This window comes from Mycobacterium sp. 1465703.0 (assembly GCF_001672975.1).
Taxonomy (GTDB): Bacteria; Actinomycetota; Actinomycetes; order Mycobacteriales; family Mycobacteriaceae; genus Mycobacterium.
Genome location: NZ_LZKU01000207.1, coordinates 60115 through 77654, shown reverse-complemented (window position 1 = coordinate 77654; position 17540 = coordinate 60115). Strand labels below are relative to the sequence as shown.

General features: G+C 65.4%; 14 protein-coding genes, 1 tRNA gene and 1 pseudogene. 7 read left to right on the top strand and 9 right to left on the bottom strand.

Features of this window, described 5'->3' with window-relative positions:
* From A5625_RS29235 to A5625_RS19530, 5 genes and pseudogenes are all read right to left on the bottom strand, one after another.
* Positions 1-77: pseudogene (locus A5625_RS29235) on the bottom strand (type VII secretion protein EsxI); the annotation flags it as partial.
* Between the two features lie 35 nt (positions 78-112).
* Positions 113-409: a WXG100 family type VII secretion target gene (locus A5625_RS19545; protein WP_007168951.1), complete on the bottom strand. Its 297-nt coding sequence runs from the start codon at positions 407-409 to the stop codon at positions 113-115.
* Positions 410-570: 161 nt separating this feature from the next.
* Positions 571-1749 (bottom strand): PPE domain-containing protein, encoded by a 1179-nt coding sequence (locus A5625_RS19540; protein WP_066997615.1) that lies wholly within the window; start codon positions 1747-1749, stop codon positions 571-573.
* Positions 1750-1805: 56 nt separating this feature from the next.
* Complete coding sequence (locus A5625_RS19535; protein ID WP_066997612.1) at positions 1806-2714, bottom strand: PE domain-containing protein; 909 nt, start codon at positions 2712-2714, stop codon at positions 1806-1808.
* Between the two features lie 441 nt (positions 2715-3155).
* Entirely contained in the window at positions 3156-3488 is a 333-nt protein-coding gene (locus tag A5625_RS19530; protein WP_066997610.1) for a DUF732 domain-containing protein, read from the bottom strand.
* 181 nt (positions 3489-3669) lie between these two features.
* Between A5625_RS19530 and A5625_RS19525 the strand changes: the two genes are divergently transcribed.
* Both A5625_RS19525 and A5625_RS19520 read left to right on the top strand, forming a co-directional pair.
* Entirely contained in the window at positions 3670-4896 is a 1227-nt protein-coding gene (locus A5625_RS19525; protein ID WP_066997607.1) for a methyltransferase, read from the top strand.
* A 30-nt stretch (positions 4897-4926) separates the two neighbouring features.
* Positions 4927-5000 (top strand) — tRNA-Leu (locus A5625_RS19520).
* Positions 5001-5095: 95 nt separating this feature from the next.
* On the opposite strand, the gene A5625_RS19515 is transcribed toward A5625_RS19520, so the two are convergent.
* Positions 5096-5695, bottom strand: coding sequence for a TetR/AcrR family transcriptional regulator (locus A5625_RS19515; RefSeq protein ID WP_066997603.1), 600 nt, complete (start codon positions 5693-5695; stop codon positions 5096-5098).
* Between the two features lie 91 nt (positions 5696-5786).
* Here A5625_RS19515 and A5625_RS19510 point away from each other — a divergent pair, with 91 nt between their 5' ends.
* The 3 genes from A5625_RS19510 (at position 5787) to A5625_RS19500 (ending at position 8539) form a co-directional block, all read left to right on the top strand.
* A complete protein-coding gene (locus tag A5625_RS19510; RefSeq protein WP_066997600.1) occupies positions 5787-6656 on the top strand; it encodes an SDR family NAD(P)-dependent oxidoreductase in 870 nt (289 codons plus the stop codon).
* Positions 6653-7675 carry an alpha/beta fold hydrolase gene (locus tag A5625_RS19505; RefSeq protein ID WP_066997597.1) on the top strand — a complete coding sequence of 341 codons (1023 nt, stop codon included), beginning with the start codon at positions 6653-6655 and terminating at the stop codon, positions 7673-7675. Before A5625_RS19510 ends, A5625_RS19505 begins: the two co-directional genes overlap by 4 nt.
* Positions 7676-7921: 246 nt before the next feature.
* Positions 7922-8539, top strand: coding sequence for an HdeD family acid-resistance protein (locus A5625_RS19500; protein ID WP_066997594.1), 618 nt, complete (start codon positions 7922-7924; stop codon positions 8537-8539).
* Here A5625_RS19500 and glgX read toward each other — a convergent pair.
* From glgX to A5625_RS19485, 3 genes are all read right to left on the bottom strand, one after another.
* Positions 8522-10618, bottom strand: coding sequence for a glycogen debranching protein GlgX (gene glgX / locus A5625_RS19495; RefSeq protein ID WP_066997592.1), 2097 nt, complete (start codon positions 10616-10618; stop codon positions 8522-8524). The genes A5625_RS19500 and glgX overlap by 18 nt on opposite strands.
* Positions 10618-13338 carry a glucosidase gene (locus A5625_RS19490; protein WP_066997589.1) on the bottom strand — a complete coding sequence of 907 codons (2721 nt, stop codon included), beginning with the start codon at positions 13336-13338 and terminating at the stop codon, positions 10618-10620. Before A5625_RS19490 ends, glgX begins: the two co-directional genes overlap by 1 nt.
* 68 nt (positions 13339-13406) lie before the next feature.
* Positions 13407-15122, bottom strand: a complete 1716-nt coding sequence (locus A5625_RS19485) for an alpha/beta-hydrolase family protein (protein WP_232003761.1) — start codon at positions 15120-15122, stop codon at positions 13407-13409.
* Between the two features lie 325 nt (positions 15123-15447).
* Between A5625_RS19485 and A5625_RS19480 the strand changes: the two genes are divergently transcribed.
* Positions 15448-16494 carry a glucose 1-dehydrogenase gene (locus A5625_RS19480; RefSeq protein WP_066997633.1) on the top strand — a complete coding sequence of 349 codons (1047 nt, stop codon included), beginning with the start codon at positions 15448-15450 and terminating at the stop codon, positions 16492-16494.
* Positions 16491-17426 carry an SMP-30/gluconolactonase/LRE family protein gene (locus A5625_RS19475; protein WP_066997630.1) on the top strand — a complete coding sequence of 312 codons (936 nt, stop codon included), beginning with the start codon at positions 16491-16493 and terminating at the stop codon, positions 17424-17426. Before A5625_RS19480 ends, A5625_RS19475 begins: the two co-directional genes overlap by 4 nt.
* Positions 17427-17540 lie beyond the last annotated feature (114 nt).

Here is a 17540-nt window from a genome sequence, read left to right as displayed (position 1 = left end):
GCCTCCAAGGATGCGGCCTGGGCGCGGATCAAGGCACCGTGGGCGTCTACATCGCCGAACTGGTAGTTAATGCTCATTTGCTTAGCTCCTTAAAAGTGTTGGGCAGCAGCATTTAGCTGCTGAGGATCTGCTGCGAGGCCTGCTCTTGCTGCTCGTAGTTGTTCGCGTCGCGAATCAGTCCGTCGCGCACTCCGTGGAGCATGTTGACGATGTTGCGGAAGGCCTGGTTGACCTGACCCATGGTGTCGTACGAGGTGGCCTGGGCCTGACCGCTCCAGCCCGAGCCGGCGATGTTCATCGACGACGCCCACATCTTGCGAGCCTCGTCCTCAACGGTCTGGGCGTGAACCTCGAAGCGGCCCGCCATCGCCCGCATTTCGTGCGGGTCGGTCATAAAACGTGTTGCCATGTCGACTCTCTCCTATCTTGAAGCTTGAGTTCGCGGAAGTCTTAACAGTTGTAATTGATGCAGTGGTGGCCGCGTTGTGAATAGGCTACGGCCTGTCGGTTAATTGCTCGCCTCAAACGGGTGACACGTACCCCCTTATTTCCCCTATCAGTAGTCCCATGTCAGACGACAACCTGCTTGGGCATGACGATCGGTTTGATGCCATACCGCGGACCGGACCCGTAGGCGCCGGCACCCTTTGCCGCCGCCGCCATTCCGGGCATGCCGGGCATCGCGGTGACGGGTTCGGCGGCTTCGGAGGCGACGGTCCAGCCGGAGCCCTCGAGTGGGGCGGCGGCCGAAGCCAATTGCGTCGCCGGCGCGGCTGCCGACCAGGTGGCCGGCACCGAGAGGCGACCGACCGTCGACGCCTGTCCGACGGCGGCCGATGCCGCCGTACCCACGCCGCTGACGCCGCCCAGGCCGCCTACCGGCGTTACCGTGCCCACCATGGTGCCTTCGGTGATGCCCGCAACGCCGTCGGGCGCCACGTCACCGACGGCGATGGCCGGCACGGCGCCCAGGGTGTGGCCCAGCGATACCGCGGTCGGAATGGTGATCATGGTGAACCAGGCCGCGGTGTTGACTGCGCCATTGATGGCGTTGAAGACGGACGGCGTGCCGAGGAAGTTGTCGATCGAGTCCAGCAAGTTGCTGTTGGCGTCAGGCAGAGTGAACGCGTCCGAGAGTGGCGAAGCCAGGGCCTGGACTGTGCCATTGGCCGTGTCGCCGGCAAGCGCGGCGTTGTCGACGGTCGCGGCGGCCGCCGGGTTCGTGGTCGAGGTCAATGGCGTCACGGGGGTCAGCGTCCCGGCCGCCATCGAAGCGGCCTGGTACGCGGCCATGGCCGCGGCGTCCTGAGCCCAGAATTCGGCATACTGCGCATCCAGCGCAGCGATCTCCGCGGCAACAGTCGGAATGATTGCCAACGGCAGTAGCGACGCTTGCAAGGTCCTGTTTGCAATGACGACCTGTGGTGGCACCACCGCGGCGAACACCGTCTCGAAGGCCGCCGCCGACGCCGTGGCCTGGGCACTCGCCTGCTCGAGCGTCGACGCCGTCTCGGTCAGGTAGGTGACGATGGGCTGGGCCGCCGCGGCCGCCGCCGTCGAGCCGCCGCCCGTCCACTGTTCGCTGGTCAGCAACGAGATGATCGACTCCCACTGGGTGGCCGTGGTGCTCACCTCGGCGGCCAGGTTGGCATAGGCCGTCGCGGCGGCCATCAGGGGCGCGGAGCCCGCACCGGAGTAGATGAGCGAGGAGGTGATCTCCGGGGGTATCGCCGCAAAACTTAGAACCATTGTTATCCCGCTCCTTATTTGTCTGTTCGAATTCGACGTCTGACCATGACCGCTGCTTAGACGGCCGTCGGTTTCGGCATGACGATCGGCTTCACGCCATAGCGCGGCGCACCGAAGCCGGCGCTGCTGCGCGCGGCCGTGGCCATTCCTGGCATGCCGGGGACAACCGAGCCGGCGCCGGCCTGCGGCGCGGCTGCGGTCCAGCCGGCCGTTTGGATCGCGCTGACGGGCGTGGCGACCGGGGCGGATGCGCCGGCCCAGCTCGGCGGCACCGCCAGGTTGTTGACCATGGTCGCCGAGCCCAGCGAGGCCACCGGCATCGCGCCCATGCCGACCGTGCCGCCGGCCGCAACGCCGGTAGCGCCGGTAGCGCCGGTAGCGCCAACGCTGGGCGAGGCGGCGATGTCCGCGGCCAATCCGGCGCCCGCGGCGTCACCAGATGTGTCGAGCAGACCACCACCGGCGAGTCCGATCAGGTTGGACGAGGCCGAGGCCCAGTTGCCGCCACCGATGTTCAGGATGTTGGCACCGTTACTCGACAGGCCGAAGATCCCGCCGAGCATCGCCGGGTTGGTGTTGTTGCCGGTGCTACCCAGCAGGTATGAGAGCCAGTCGAGGGGAGTGCCTGAAGAACTGGCGTCCGCCGCCGCGGGGGAGACGGCCGACAGCACGGCCTGACTCGCGTTGACGGCCTCGGTGTCGCCGTAGGCGTTGGAGCTGACGCCCAGGGTGCTCGCGTACTGCTCCAGCAACGTCTGGGCCTGGGCGGCGACGGTCTGGTAATTGGTGCCGTATGCGGAGAAGAGGGCGGCCTGCTGCGCCGACACCGGGTCGGCCGCCGCTGGAGCGATCACGGTGGTTGCCGATGCGGCGCCCGCGTTCTGCGCCGCCAGGTTGGCGTTGATCCCGCTAAGCAGTTGCTCCGCGGCTAACATCTCTTCGGTTTGCGTTGTCAGAAAAGACATCCATTGCTCCTAGTGTTCGAAACTGGCCGGCCCCCTGCGGTGGGTCGGCCTGTCTGTTCACGTCACGGCCCCTGTGCGTAGGGGAAAGGCTAACTACCCGCGGACTCCACGTTCCCGCCGAAAAGGCACACGTGACTGCCGTTTACGGCTTTTTAACGCCGAGGGCCGTAGTTTTAACAAGCCCCTGTCAGGCGACACCGTGACGTCATCTGAACCTAGGCACCGGTAGAAGGAAATGCGCGCGGCGCGCGGATACTAATCGAGCCCGGTTCGGGCCGCATCTTAGACATCTGGCTAATTTCGAGCCGGCGGCAGCGCCATGCTTCGGCATCCCGACCGTCAGACCGGATGTGTTGTCACGTACATTGCTGGCACGGCGTCGTGGAGCCCACTTCGACCCCGTCCGGACACCGAACCGCAAACACCATCCAGAGGTGAGGGTTAGGGAATCTTGCTCCGGAATTCGGGGCAGTAGGCGGCCGTCGCGGCACCGATGATGGTGCCGCTGCCGTTATTGCTGAGCCCGAGCGTCTTCTGCACGTCGCCGACGGTTTGGGCCAGTGTGTCGCCGCCCGCCCAATCCTGGCAAACCGCGTGGCCGACGTTGATCATCGTCTGATCAGAACCGCTTGGCCAGCTGATGCCATGTTGCTGGAGGGTGTGCAGATACTGGTCGTCAGCCGGGTCGGCACTCGAAATCGGCGCGGTAACGACGCCGACGAGACCGGCGACCACGACTGCGAGCGGGCCGGCCAACCGTGCCACGTTTTTCACTCGTCGACTCCTCCGTGCGCATGCCTGCGTGCAGAAACCGAATCCTAATTGTGCCCGGCAAATCTGTCTCGACGACCTAACCAGCGGTTTCCGGGCACCCGGATATCGGCGCAGACTTGTAAGTTAGTCGCGACCGCAATGCCGCCCAGATGCCGCCCGTCGCGAAGGAGCCATCGCCGAAGTGACCGAGGATCCGCGCGGTGACGGTGTCTCCCGCCAATACGATCGATGGGAATACCCGCCCCCGGTGGCCGACCTGGCGGCGTGGAGCGAAACCCACTGGGATTGGTTCGATCCGTTTTTTGCCCATCGAGTGTTGTGGCCGGACCGGGACTACAAACCGGACCTCGACATTCTGATCGCTGGTTGCGGCACCTTTCAGGCCGCCCTGTTCGCCTTCAAGAACCGCGGCGCCAAAGTGGTGGGCATCGACGTCAGCCAGAATGCACTGGATCACCAGGGGCAGCTGAAAGACAAGCACGAGCTGGAAAATCTGGAGCTGCATCTGCTGCCGATCGAAGAGGTGTCCACGCTCGGGCGCGACTTCGACCTCATCGTGTCCAGCGGGGTGCTGCACCACATGGCGGATCCGCTGGCGGGGTTGACCGCGCTCGGCGAGTGCCTGCGCAGCGACGGGGTGCTGGCGGTGATGCTCTACGCCAAGTACGGCCGGGTCGGCGTCGAAATGCTCGAATCGGTCTTTCGCGACCTCAAGCTGTCGCAGGACGAGGCGTCGGTCCAGCTGGTCAAGGAGGCGATCGCGATGCTGCCGGCCGATCATCCGGTGCGCAGCTACCTGAAAGCGGCGCGCGATCTGGTCTCCGACGGTGCTCTGGTCGACACCTTCCTGCACAGTCGCGCGCGCAGCTACACCGTTGCGGAGTGCCTGGACCTGGTCGCTGCGGCCGGCCTCGTGTTCCAGGGCTGGTTTAACAAGTTGCCGTATTACGCGCACGAGATGCTCACGCCGGCGAGCGGATTCCAATCGGCGTTGAACCAACTGCCCGACGCCGAACTGTGGTCGGTGATGGAGCGCCTCCAGCCCGCGAACGCCACCCATTTCTTTTTGGCCTGCCGCCCGGAACGTCGCAAGGAGGAGTACACGATCGATTTCGCTTCGCCGGCTTGCCTCGATTACGTTCCGCTGTTGCGCACGGCATGTGTGCTGTCCGGTGACGAGATCCATTGGCCGGGTGGGAAGCAGAAGCTCAACCCGGCCCAGCTGGCCTTCGTCGAGCATGTCGACGGCCGGCGCAGCATCGCCGAGATCATCGAATCCGTCGCACAGACCGGTGACGTCGCCGACAAGCACAGATCCTTGCTGCAAGATTTCGCGCACAAGCTGTTCCAAGGGCTGTGGCGGCTGGACTTTCTGGCGATGGCGCTGAACACCGACCCCACCGGGTAGCCGGCCCGCCGTCGGCTAAATTCGCGACGGGCCCCCATAGCCCAATTGGCAGAGGCAGCGGACTTAAAATCCGTCAAGTGTCGGTTCGAGTCCGACTGGGGGCACCGATGTTTGCAGGTACCCTCTTCGTGGCCGTCCTCGACTGCAGCGGCAGGCGTCAGGCCACCGTGCGGAAGTCGATGGCTGATAATGCACAACCTCACTGTCGAGATTGCACGGGCGCGTCGAGCGGCGTGTCGATGATCGCCGCGAACACTCCATCCAAGAGCGCCGTGAGTTGATCGGTGCTACTTCGGCTCAGCGCTCGCGTGCCGATCACCTGGCGCAACAGGAGCACACCGCTCATCACTGCCAGTGCGACGTCGCTGCGGAGCTGACGTCCCGGTTCATGCAGTTGGAGTGACAGTCGTCGCCCGGCATGGCGGGCGAGTCCCGCCCGCACGATCCGCACCGCCGCCGGGTTGGACACGGACCGCAACATGATGAGGAAGGGCGCGACCGTCTCGACGCCCGGAGCGCTGTGAGCGGCCAGCGCGGCGGCTATGTCGTGCGCGAGGTCATCGGACCCCTCGGCAATGAAAATTGGTGTGGCGAAAGACGTTTCGACCGCTTCGGCGAACAACTGTTCTTTCGAGCCGAAGTACCTGTTCACGAGCATCGCGGTGACCCCGGCGTCCGCGGCGATTTCGCGCACGCCCGCGCCGTCGTAACCAGCACGCGTGAAGTGCCGGATCGCCGACTGCAAGATGGCGTCGCGGGTAGCAGTGGCGTTACGCGGGCGAGGCTGGTCGGAAGGCATAGCTCACGGTAGGGAATAATTCCACCAAAGTCTACGGCTGTAGATACAGTAATGTATACGCTTGTAGACTTATCCGAGAGGAAGAACTGCAATGTCGAAAGTGGTTTTGGTATCAGGTGCCTCGCGCGGCCTGGGTCGCGCTATCGTCGAGGCCGCCCTGGCTGCCGGACACCGCGTGGTCGCCGGTGCCCGATCAACCGCCGCCCTCGACGGGGTGGCGGCGCGCGAACCGGAGCGGCTCGTCGTCGTCGGGCTCGACGTGACCGACGACAAGCAGGTCCACCGTGCAGTCGCCACCGCCGTCGAGCGCTTCGGCCGCCTCGATGTCCTCGTCAACAACGCGGGCTATGCGAACACGGGCGCGATCGAGGACGTCGACATCGACGATTTCCGCGCTCAGATCGAAACCAACTTCTTCGGCGTCGTGCGCCTGACCCGGGCGGCTCTACCAGTCATGCGCGGCCAGCGCAGCGGCCACATCGTCAACATCTCCTCTGTCGGTGGCCGAGTGGTCCGACCCGGCCTGGGCGCCTACCAGTCGGCGAAGTGGGCTGTCACCGGATTCTCCGGGGTGCTCGCCGGTGAAGTCGCCCCGCTGGGGATCAAGGTGACCGTCCTGGAGCCGGGCGGTATGCGCACCGACTGGGCCGGGTCGTCGATGCGGATCGACCCGGTGCGCGAGGAGTACGCAGCCTCCGTCGGCGCCGCTGCCAGCCTGAGCAACTCGAATGTGCTCGGGGCCAGCGACCCCGCCAAGGTGGCCGACCTGCTGCTCGAGGTGATCGACATGGCTGAACCGCCCACCCGACTGCTCGTCGGTCCGGATGCCTACCGCTACGCCACCGCCGCTGGGCGTGACCTGCTCGCGAACGACGAGAAGTGGCAACCACTCAGCGTGTCCACCGCCGCCGACGACGTCACCTCCGCCCAACTGGATCCTCTCGGATCGGCCTCGCGGTGACCTTCAGCCGTCGAGACCTGGGTCGCTTCGGGGCGGTGGCGGCCGGCGCCGCGACCTTGGCTGCGTGTAGCTCGTCGCCGCAGGGGAACAGTGGACCGCCGCGGGCTCCGGCGCACACCATGAACCCGGTCAAGCAGATCAACGCGGGAGAACTCAGCGTCGGCTACTCCGAGGCCGGCCCCGCCGGCGGTCAACCGGTCATCCTGTTGCACGGCTGGCCCTACGACATCCATAGTTACGCCGACGTCGCCGCGCTGCTCGGCGAACGCGGATTCCGCGCCATCGTCCCGTACCTGCGGGGGTTCGGCAGCACCCGGTTCCTGTCCACGGACACGTTCCGCAACGGCCAGCAGGCCGCAATCGGGCACGACGTCATCGCGCTGATGGATGCGCTCGACATACCGCAGGCGATTTTGGCCGGCTACGACTGGGGTGGACGCGCGGCCAATGTCGTCGCCGCGCTGTGGCCGCAACGCTGCGCGGGCCTGGTCGCCGTCAGCGGCTACATCGTCGTGAACCTCGCGGCCAATCGAAAACCGTTGCCGCCACATGCCGAAGAGGGCTGGTGGTACCAGTACTACTTCGCCACTCCGCGTGGCGAACTCGGGTATCGCGAGAACACCAAGGAGTTCAACCGACTCATCTGGAAAAACGCCTCACCCCTGTGGAAGTTCGACGACCGCACCTACGACCTGTCCGCACCGGCCTTCGACAACCCCGATCACGTCGATATTGTCGTGCACAACTACCGATGGCGGTTGAGCCTGGCGCCCGGCGAATCCCGTTTCGACGCCGACGAACAACGCCTCGCGGCGAAACCCCCGATCACCGTCCCGGCGATCACGATCGGCAGCGACTTCGACGGTGCGGCCAAGGACGGTCACCCCTACCGCTCGCTCTACACCGGCCCCTACGAGCACCGCGTCCTCGATGGCATCGGCCACAACGTTCCGCAAGAAGCGCCGGACGCGTTCACCGCGGCAGTGGTCGACGTCGAGCGACGCGCGCGACGAAGGTAAAAGGACCGGGTATGTCGCTCTTGTCGAAACAACCCATCGCCGACGCCATGACCCGCTTGTTCACCGCGACGATCCACCTTGCACCCAAGGCCGGGCGTTCCTGCATGGATCAGCCGATCCCCAGAGAGAAGGGGTGGCCTGATCACTTATTCAGACGCAGATCAGGCCGTTGGCGCCGAGCGTCTTAAGGGTTTAAACCTGGTACGAAACGGTCCCTACGGGTCGGCTTGGAACTATCGTTTATCTATGACAACCAGCGAAAAGACCGTTTTTGAAGGTCCACTGCACCAGCTGGCGCGTAACACGTGGCAGTTGCTTCTCCTCATCGGCATCGTGGCCGTAGCGCTCGGTGTCATCGTGCTGGCCTGGCCGGGCAAGACATTGCTCGTGGCGGGTGTCCTGTTCGGCATCTACTTGGTTGCGTCCGGGATCGGCTACATGTTCGCCGCTTTCGGCACCCACGCCGGCGCCGCCATGAGAGTGTTGGCGTTCCTCACCGGCGCCGTGTCGCTGGTGCTGGGGTTCTTCTGCTTCCGCGACAGACTCGAGTCGATCCTGCTTTTGGCCCTGTGGATCGGCATTGGCTGGGTGTTTCGCGGGGTGACCCTGCTTGCTGCGGCGCTATCCTTCGACCATCTGCCCGGACGCGGCTGGCAGGTGCTCTCCGGTCTGATCACCATTATCGGCGGCGGGGTATTGATCATCTATCCGTTCGATTCCATCGCGATCCTGGCCCTGGTCACCGGCTGCTGGCTGATCGCCATCGGCATCGCGGATGTCGTCAGCGCGTTCCTGGTCCGCCACCGGCTGAAGGCTGGACCCGCGGACCGGCCTCTGGCCGCCGCCTCACAACCGCGGTTGTGAACTGCGGAGGATAACCGTCGAGCGGGGCCCCACCTGCAGCTGTGGGCCTGGCGCGCCGCTTCGGCCGGGATCGAAAGTGTCACATACGATTTGCCAGCCATGTGCCGCAAGCGCGAGCGGCACAGTGAATGTCAAGGGCTCCCACCAGGCATTGACGAAAATCAGGAAGTCATCGTCGACAAGTGGTGAGCCGTCGGCGCTGACGTCGGGATCCGTTGCGCCGTTGATGAAGAACGCCAGGCTGCGGGCGAGCGGATCTGACCAGTCCTGGTCTGTCATCTCGGCGCCGGCCGGGGTCAACCAGCGTAGGTCCGCGGCGGCGGGGCCGATCAGGAAGCGGCGCCTGCGGAACACCGGGTGCCGACGGCGTAGCGCGATGAGATCTCTTGTGAAGCAAAACAAGTCCTGGTCAACCGCCGACCAGTCAAACCAGGTGATGTCATTGTCCTGGCAGTAGGCGTTGTTGTTGCCTCGCTGGGTGCGGCCCAGCTCGTCGCCGCCGAGCAGCATCGGCACGCCGGCCGACAGCAGCAGCGTGAACAGCATCGCCCGGGTCTGTCGGGCCCGCAGCGCCAGCACGTCGGCGTCGCTGGTCGGGCCCTCAACGCCGCAGTTCCAGGACCGGTTGTCGTCGGTGCCGTCACGGTTGTCTTCGCCGTTGGCCTCGTTGTGCTTTCCGTTGTATGACACGAGGTCGGCCAGCGTGAACCCGTCATGGACCGTGATGAAGTTGATCGATGCGCTAGGGCGCCGCCCTTCAGCGCGGTCGCCGTAGATGTCGGCCGAGCCGCAGATGCGGGATGCGAAGTCCCCAACTAGCCCGTCGTGGCTGCGCCACCAGTCGCGGACGGTGTCGCGAAAGCGTCCGTTCCATTCGCTCCACTGCGCCGGGAACCGGCCCACGTCGTAGCTGTCGAACTGGCCGACATCCCACGGTTCGGCGATCAGCTTCACGCGCGAGATAACCGGATCCTGGCCGACGATATCGAAAAACGCCGAGAAGGGATCGAAGCCGCCCTCTTGGCGGCCGAGGGTGGGCGCCAGGTCGAAGCGGAAACCGTCGACCCCCATCTCGGTGACCCAGTAACGCAGCGAGTCCGTGATCATGCGCAGCGCCACCGGATGGCCCGTATTGACCGAATTGCCACACCCCGTGGTGTCGATGTATTGGCTCGGATCGGCCGCGTCGAGCCGGTAGTAGGCACTGTTGTCCAATCCGCGGTAACACAGCGTGGGGCCGTCGGCGCCTCCTTCGGCGGTGTGGTTGAACACCACGTCGAGCAACACCTCGAGTCCGGCGGCGTGCAGGGCGTCGACCATCGCGCGGAACTCTTCAACTTGGCCGCCGGGCCGACCGGCCCGCACCGCCGCGGAGTAGCGGGCGTGCGGGGCGAAGAACCCGATCGTGTTGTAGCCCCAGTAGTTGGTCAGTCCCCGCTCGGTGAGGAATCGCTCGGGCACGCTGTAGTGCACGGGCAGCAGCTCGACCGCTGTCACGCCCAAGCCGATCAGGTGCTCAAGCGCCGCCTCATGTGCCAATCCCGCGTAGGTGCCGCGCAATTCGGCCGGCACGCCGGGATGGGCCGCGGTGAACCCGCGTACATGTAGCTCGTAGATGATCGTGTCCGCCAGCGCGTACCCCGGCCCGGGCACCGCCGGTAGCGGCGTGGCTACTACCAGGCTGCGGGGCACACAACCGGCAGAATCCAGCGGGCTGGGAGCACCGGGGTTATCGCTGGCATGCCCAAGCACCTCCTGGCCAAATCGCACGTCACCGTCGAACGCTCGGGCATGCGGATCGAGCAGCAACTTGGCCGGGTTGTAGCGCAGGCCGCGTGACGGATCGTAGGGTCCGCTGACCCGGAAACCATAGGGCTGCCCGGGCCCCACGCCTGGCACGAAACCGTGCCAGGTGCCGCCGTCGCGCTCCGGGAGCACCAATCGGGTCTCGGCGCCGTCGGCGTCGAACAGGCACAGGGTGAGCTCATCACCACCCGAGGCGACCGCGAAGTTCGTACCGTCTGCGCTGGGCGTAGCGCCCAGCGGGTCGGCGCGACCAGGCAAGATTTTCGTGCTCATCAAGTCTCCTCACCCTCCACGAGGCGCTGGATGACCTGTGATACCGCGGGATAGGCGCGGTGACGGCGGCGGATCACGTCGGCAACCAGCCCGGTCCACCCGGTTTGATGGGATGCGCCCAGGCCTGCGCCGTTATCGCCGTGGAAGTACTCGAAGAAGAGCAAGTTGTTCTTCCATCGGGGGTCGGTCTGGAACGGGCCCGCCCCGCCGAAGCATGGCCGGGATGCGTCGCTGCCGACAAGAAATATCGACACCAGGCGTTCCCAGAGGTCGGAGGCGACGGCGTCGAGGGTGACGCGGTTGCCCGAACCGGTCGGGTATTCGACCGTCAGCTCGGCGCCGAAGAATTCGTGGTAGCGCTCCATTGCCGTGCCGGCGAGGTAATTGAGCGGGAACCACACCGGGCCCCTCCAGTTGGAGTTGCCCCCGAACATTGCGGTGGTCGACTCGGCGGGCTCGTAGTCGACGCCGGCGCGCACGCCCTCGACGTCCAAAACGTACGGATGGTTCCGGTGATAGGCCGATAAGGAACGCAGCCCGTGCGGTGAGAGGAACTCCGCGGGGTCGAATATGGTTTGCCAGAGTCGACGGACCCGCTCGAGGCCGGTGACCCCCACTAGCAGCCGCCGCTCACCCGGTGTGCCGCGGAGGACCCCCGCGGCGACCATGTCCTCGATGCCGCCCAGCCGATGGCGTCGCAGGTAGCGGGCGAATCCCTTTGCTGTCACCAACGATTCGTCAATGGCCTGCTCGTTGACCACCGCGACCGCAAGCAGCGGAATCATGGCGACCGCCGAGCGCACCCGGACCGGGACCGCTTCGCCATCGGGCAGCACGAGGCGGTCATAGAACATGCCGTCGCGTTCGTCCCAGGTGCCCATTGTCTCCATTGCCTCGGCGATACCGGCGAAGTGTTCAAGGAACTTCTGCACTAAATCGAGCGCGTTGCGCTGCCCCGATCCGTGCAAGATCGCCGCGATCGTGGCCATCGACAGCGCGTACCCCGCCATCCACCCGGTGGCATCGGACTGCTTGAGGACACCGCGGACGGGGAGGTCGGATCGGTCCAGCGGGCCGATGTTGTCCAGCCCCATGAATCCGCCCTCGAACAAGTTGGAGCCGTCGGCGTCCTCTCGATTGACCCACCAGGTGAAGTTCACCAACAGCTTGTCGAAAATCCTTGTGAGGAAGTCGAAGTCGCGACCTCCGTCGATACCGAACACCTCCAGCGCCGCCCAGGCCTGCACCGGCGGGTTGACATCGGAGAAGTCCCATTCATAAGCCGGTAGCGCCCCATTGGGGTGTTGAAACCATTCGCGGCACAGCAGCAACAGTTGGTACTTCGCGAAAGCCGGGTCGACGTGCACCAGCGCGACGCAGTGAAATGCCATGTCCCACGCGGCAAACCAGGGGTACTCCCAGGTGTCGGGCATCGACATCACGTCGAAAGCCTCGAAGTTGCGCCAGCGGGCGTTGCGGCCAGACCTCCGTTGCGCCGGGGGCGGTGGTTGGGTCGGATCACCGTCGAGCCAGCGGGCCACCTCGTAGTAATAGAACTGCTTGCTCCACAGCATCCCAGCGAACGCCTGACGCATCACCGCGGCTTCATCGGCCGACGCCGCGGGCGGCGTTAGATCGGCATAGAACTCGTCCGCCTCGGCGCGCCGCTGGCCCACCACCCGGGTGAAGTCCGCTCCCAAGGCCGTGGCCGAGTCCGGACCCGTGCCGGCCCGACGCAGCCGCAGCCGTACCTCGGCGGTTGCGCCGGGATCCACAGTGAGCCGATACCACGCCGCGCATTTGGTGCCTCGCCGCTGTGGGTTGACGGTATCCGCCCCGGACACCACGTGGTCGTTGATGCCGTCTTTTGGCCACCGCGGAGCATCCGTAACTCCGTACAGCCGAGCAGAATTCGTCTCGTTTTCGCAGAACAGCAGCTCCGGGCCGGGGCCCTGAGGGGCCGGCCCGGGCAGTAGCTCGAGTTCCCCAAGGAAGGAGTGCTCTATAGCCACCGTGCCGGCGGCGGTGGCGGCCAGCGCCGGCGCGGCGGCGCCGACATCCCAAGACCAGGTGTTGCGATACCAGACGGTGGGAAGCACATGTAGCAGTTCGGGTTCCGGCCCCGCGTTGGTCACGTTGATCGTCATCAATACGTCGGTAGGGTCAGCCTTGGCGTATGACACGTCGACGATCCAGTAGCGGTCGTCGTCGAAGACTCCGGTGTCGAGCAGCTCATACTCGAAATCGAACTTGCCACGCCGTCGGTTCTCATCCAGCAGCTGCTGATAGGGAAATGCCTTATGCGGATAGTGATACCGCCAGGTGTTCCACGCGTGGCTGGGCAACGCGTCGAGATACCACCAGTACTCCTTGACGTCCTCGCCGTGATTGCCCTCTGACCCGGTCAACCCGAAGGCACGTTCCTTGAGGATGGGGTCGCGCCCGTTCCACAATGCCAGCGCCAGGCATACCCGCTGCTCGATGTCGCAGAAGCCGGCCAGCCCGTCCTCGCCCCATCGGTAGGTGCGCGATCGTGCGTGATCATGCGGCAGGTAGGTCCACGCACCGCCGTCAGCGCTGTAGTCCTCGCGGACTGTGCCCCATTGCCTTTCGCTCAGATAGGGCCCCCACAGATACCAGTCGCTGGCCTGTCGCAAGCCCAGATCCAGCGGCCCGAAGCCGTCGACTCGTGCTCGCTCCGCTGCAGCGGTCACCGTCATGTCGAACCTCCCGACTGGGTGCCGGCAAGGGTCAAAGCAGATCGGTAGGTGACCACGGTGGCGAGCTATCAGTCGTTAGCGTGTAGCAGCTGACGGAGCCGGTCGGTCTTGTCGGTGCTCCATGCCGGGGGTTGCAGGATCGCCGCCCAGGCGTTGGCGACGTCTTTGACGTAGCGGTGTCCGTGCCCGTCGGGAACGTCGACCGCAACGGCCATGTCGGCCGATAATTGCAGGAAAGTCACGAACGGGATCCACTGCACGCTGGGCAGCACGTCATAGCCGCGCTTCTCGCGCAACCAATCTGGCTTGCGGAACAACAGCGCGGTGTTCCACCAGGCGATCGGGTCAGATGGGTGCTGAAGGTAGACGATCCGTGGTGTGCCCCAAGGGGTTTCGGGACGCGCCAGGTCTGCGGAGCGGGCCGAAAAGCGGACATTGGCGCCCTGCTGGTAGATCGGTAGCCATTCTGGCGAGCCCGGGTCGCGACTTCGCGTCACTTCCTTCCACATGGTGTTGTTGAAGGTCGGGCCACTGAACAGCGCCCCGTCGGTGCGCGCGACGATGTTGTTGGCCGACAAAAAAGGCGCCTCCCCGCCAAAGGATCCCAAGCTTTCCCCAAAAACGACAAGCTTTGGCCGCGTCCCCTCCGGCAAGGCGCGGACCCGCGCCGACACCGCCTCAAAGAGCGCCTGCCCGGCGTGGCGTGCGTTTTCCTTGTCCACCAAAAACGACAGCCAACTCGGTAGAAACGAGTACTGCATGCTCACGATTGCGGTGTCACCGTTGAACATGTACTCAATCGCGTCCGCCTCGGCCTCGTTGATCCAGCCCGTCCCGGTCGTCGTCGCAACCGCGACGACTTTGCGCGCAAGCCCGCCGGTACGTTCCAGTTCTCGAGCGGCCAACTCCGCCGCGGCCACGATGCTATTGGCTGACTCCAAACCGGCGTAGGCACGGATCGGTTCGAGGGCCGGTGCGCCGTTGAACGATGAAAGCTGTTGAGCGGTCGGACCGCCATCGACGAAGATGCGCCCTTGATGCCCTAAAGATGCCCAAGAGACCAGCGAGCCGGGGCCGCCCGAGCGCAGCATCGTCGGCGGCGGCGGGGTGGTGGGACTGTCCTCATTGTTGACCGTCTCAAACGTGTTGTTCAGTGTGCGCATCGTCAACCGCAGCACCACACCATTGAGGATGCCGACAATGACGGCGACCACCACCAGCACCGCGACCACTGCTGAAACTCTGGGGGGCACAACACGATTCAGACGCCCGACCAGAAAGAGGATCAACCGGCGGATCGCCTGGCCGATCTCGACCAGCGCGAACAACACCACGACCGCCAGCAGCGCGGCCATCGGATAGTCGTGCCATTTCAGATGAGGAACTCCGACCAGATCGCGCACGGCGTCTTGCCAGACATGAAACCAGACGATCATCAGCACAGTGCCCACGACGCCCACGCCGAGGAGCACGATCCATGCGATCCGGGGCGCCGGCGGGCTGGTGTCCTTCGAGCGCATGTACCGCACCAGCCACACCGAGAACACGCCTAGGCCATAGCCGATGGCCCCGGACACGCCGCTGACCAAGCCCTGGAAAAGCGGACCTCGCGGCAGCAGGGACGGAGTCATCGACAACCACAGAAAAACCAGACCTGCCGCGGTGCCGATGAACGTGTAGCGGCGCAGCCACCACGGTCGTTCGACCGCCGCAGGACGTGGTCCTTCCGTGCGGGCGTCCGGTTTGCGCGTCTCAGCGGGCCGCTCCTCTTCGGTATCGACCACAGCCCCGGCGCCGGATTGAGCCGATTCAGAATCCGATTGGCTCACCGATGAACTTTAACGCCGCGGGAAGTTCGGAATCTTGATAACGGAGCACAAATCGTGGGGTTCACGTTTTTGCCGGAGACGACCCGGACGGGCACCGTCCGTGAAAAACTGTCTGCATGAATACCGGCCGTTCAGGCCGTGGTGCAATGCCTGCCGACATCGACGACTCCGTACTGATTCCGGCGGTGATTCTCGCCGGTTTCGTTTTGCTGTGGCCGGGAGCGTCGATCAATGTGTGGGCGTACGGAGTGCCCCGACGCGGGGCGGAGAGGTGGCGGTCATGCGTGCAATGACCGTTGTGCCAGGACGCAAGGGGACGGCCGGCGTGGAGACATTGGATGAGCCGCAGGCTGCCCGGGGTGAGCTGTTGGTGTCGGGGCGGCTGGTCGGGGTGTGCGGTACAGACCGCGAGATCGCCGAGGGACTCTATGGAGAGCCGCCGCCGGAGGAACCGCGGTTGGTGTTGGGCCACGAGGGGCTGGGTGAGGTGCTCGAGGCACCGGCAGGATCGGGGTTCGAGCGCGGTGATCTGGTCGTCGGGATTGTCCGCCGGCCTGACCCGGTTCCGTGCCCAGCCTGCGCGGCGGGGCAATGGGATATGTGCCGCAACGATCGATTTATCGAGCGCGGGATCGTGCGCGGCCACGGCTACGGCAGCGAGCGCTGGCGGCTGGAGCCGGAATTCGCGGTCTCGCTGCCGCGCAAGCTGGGAGACCTCGGCGTGCTTCTGGAGCCGGCCTCGGTGCTGGCCAAAGCGTGGGACCAGATCGAGCGGATCTCGGATCGGGCGTTCTTTTTGGGCGGCCGAGGTCTGGTGTGCGGCGCGGGTCCGATCGGTCTATTGGCGTGTCTTTTGGGTGTGCAGCGTGGCTACGAGATGCACGTGGTGGACCTGGCCACCGCAGGGGTAAAGCGTGACCTGGTCGAAGGGCTGGGCGCGCATTACCACGCTGGTGACGCGGCCGAGATTGACGTGGACGCAGAGGTGGTTATCGAGTGCACGGGGCTCGGTGCGGTGGGGCGGGCGGCCGGCCGTCGGCTGGTCAACGGCGGGATCATGTGCCTGACCGGAATCATGAACGTCGACCCGGTCCCCGATGTCGACAGCACCGTCATGAACCGTGCGATGGTGCTGCATAACGTCGTGTTGTTCGGGTCCGTCAATGCGGGGCGGCGTCACTGGGAACAGGCCGTAGAAGCGCTGGCGGCGGCCGACCCGACGTGGCTGTCGGCGATGATCTCGCGCCGGGTGCCGCTGGAGCGGTGGACCGAAGCGCTCACCCGGGGTCATGACGACGTCAAGGTCGTAGTCGACCTATGCGCATGAGCGACACGAACACCAGCGTCTGGTCGCCCGAGCCGGGGTTGCTCAGCGAGGGGGCACGCTGGCATGAGCAACGCGAAGAGCTTTTGTGGGTCGACATTCTCGGCCGCCGGATTCATCGGGCCACTCTGATGCGCGACGGGCAACCCGACCGGATCGAGACGGTCGAGCTGGACCGCGATGTCGGTGTGGTGGCCCCAGCCGCTGGGGGCGGGTATCTAGCAGCCGCCGCCCGGGCGTTTTTGTTCGTCGATGACAACGGCACCGTCACAGAGCTGACGTCGCTGACCGATGCGCCGAACGGCGTGCGGTTCAACGACGGGGCCTGCGACGAGCGCGGCCGGTTCTGGGTGGGGACGATGGCCTACGACAAGTCACCGGGCGCCGGAGCGCTGTACCGGCTTGAGTTGGACGGAAGCATCAGCACCGTGCTGACGGACTTGACGATCCCGAACGGGATCGGCTGGAGCCCAGAGGGCGCCGTGATGTATCTCAACGACAGCGGCACCGGCTGCTTGTATGAGTTCGAGGTCGACCTCGGCACCGGTGAGCCAGGGAATCGGCGCACGCTGGTGGCGTTCGAGCAGCCCGGCGCCGCGCCCGACGGCCTCACGGTCGACGATCGAGGCGATATCTGGGTTGCGGTGTACGGCGGCTGGGCGGTGCACCACTACTCACCCGAGGGAGAACTTGTTGGCGCCGTTGAACTTCCGGTTGCCCAGGCAACATCGTGTGCTTTTGGCGGAGTGGACCGTGGCACGCTGTTTGTCACCACCGGCCGCGAACAGCTCGACGCGCAGGCGTTGGCGCACCAGCCCGACGCGGGACGGGTATTCCAGGTCGCGGGCCTTGATACGCACGGGCCGGGCTGCAACCTCTACCGGGGACGGCTTCCCGGACAAGGTCGAAGCGGGTCTGACGGATCAGTCCGGTGAATTGTTTCGGCCAAGCCTGCACTCCAATGCCGATGCCCTGGCAGCCCGCCGCCGGCGCGGACCAACACTTTGGGCCAGCCGCCGACGGTACGGCACATCGCCACTCATACACTG

Bases quoted from the DNA above. Each gene is read 5' to 3' on its own strand.
- A5625_RS19545 (WP_007168951.1), bottom strand. From the start codon at position 409: ATGGCAACACGTTTTATGACCGACCCGCACGAAATGCGGGCGATGGCG.
- A5625_RS19540 (WP_066997615.1), bottom strand. From the start codon at position 1,749: ATGGTTCTAAGTTTTGCGGCGATACCCCCGGAGATCACCTCCTCGCTC.
- A5625_RS19535 (WP_066997612.1), bottom strand. From the start codon at position 2,714: ATGTCTTTTCTGACAACGCAAACCGAAGAGATGTTAGCCGCGGAGCAA.
- A5625_RS19515 (WP_066997603.1), bottom strand. From the start codon at position 5,695: ATGCCTTCCGACCAGCCTCGCCCGCGTAACGCCACTGCTACCCGCGAC.
- A5625_RS19510 (WP_066997600.1), top strand. From the start codon at position 5,787: ATGTCGAAAGTGGTTTTGGTATCAGGTGCCTCGCGCGGCCTGGGTCGC.
- A5625_RS19500 (WP_066997594.1), top strand. From the start codon at position 7,922: ATGACAACCAGCGAAAAGACCGTTTTTGAAGGTCCACTGCACCAGCTG.
- glgX (WP_066997592.1), bottom strand. From the start codon at position 10,618: ATGAGCACGAAAATCTTGCCTGGTCGCGCCGACCCGCTGGGCGCTACG.
- A5625_RS19490 (WP_066997589.1), bottom strand. From the start codon at position 13,338: ATGACGGTGACCGCTGCAGCGGAGCGAGCACGAGTCGACGGCTTCGGG.
- A5625_RS19480 (WP_066997633.1), top strand. From the start codon at position 15,448: ATGCGTGCAATGACCGTTGTGCCAGGACGCAAGGGGACGGCCGGCGTG.
- A5625_RS19475 (WP_066997630.1), top strand. From the start codon at position 16,491: ATGAGCGACACGAACACCAGCGTCTGGTCGCCCGAGCCGGGGTTGCTC.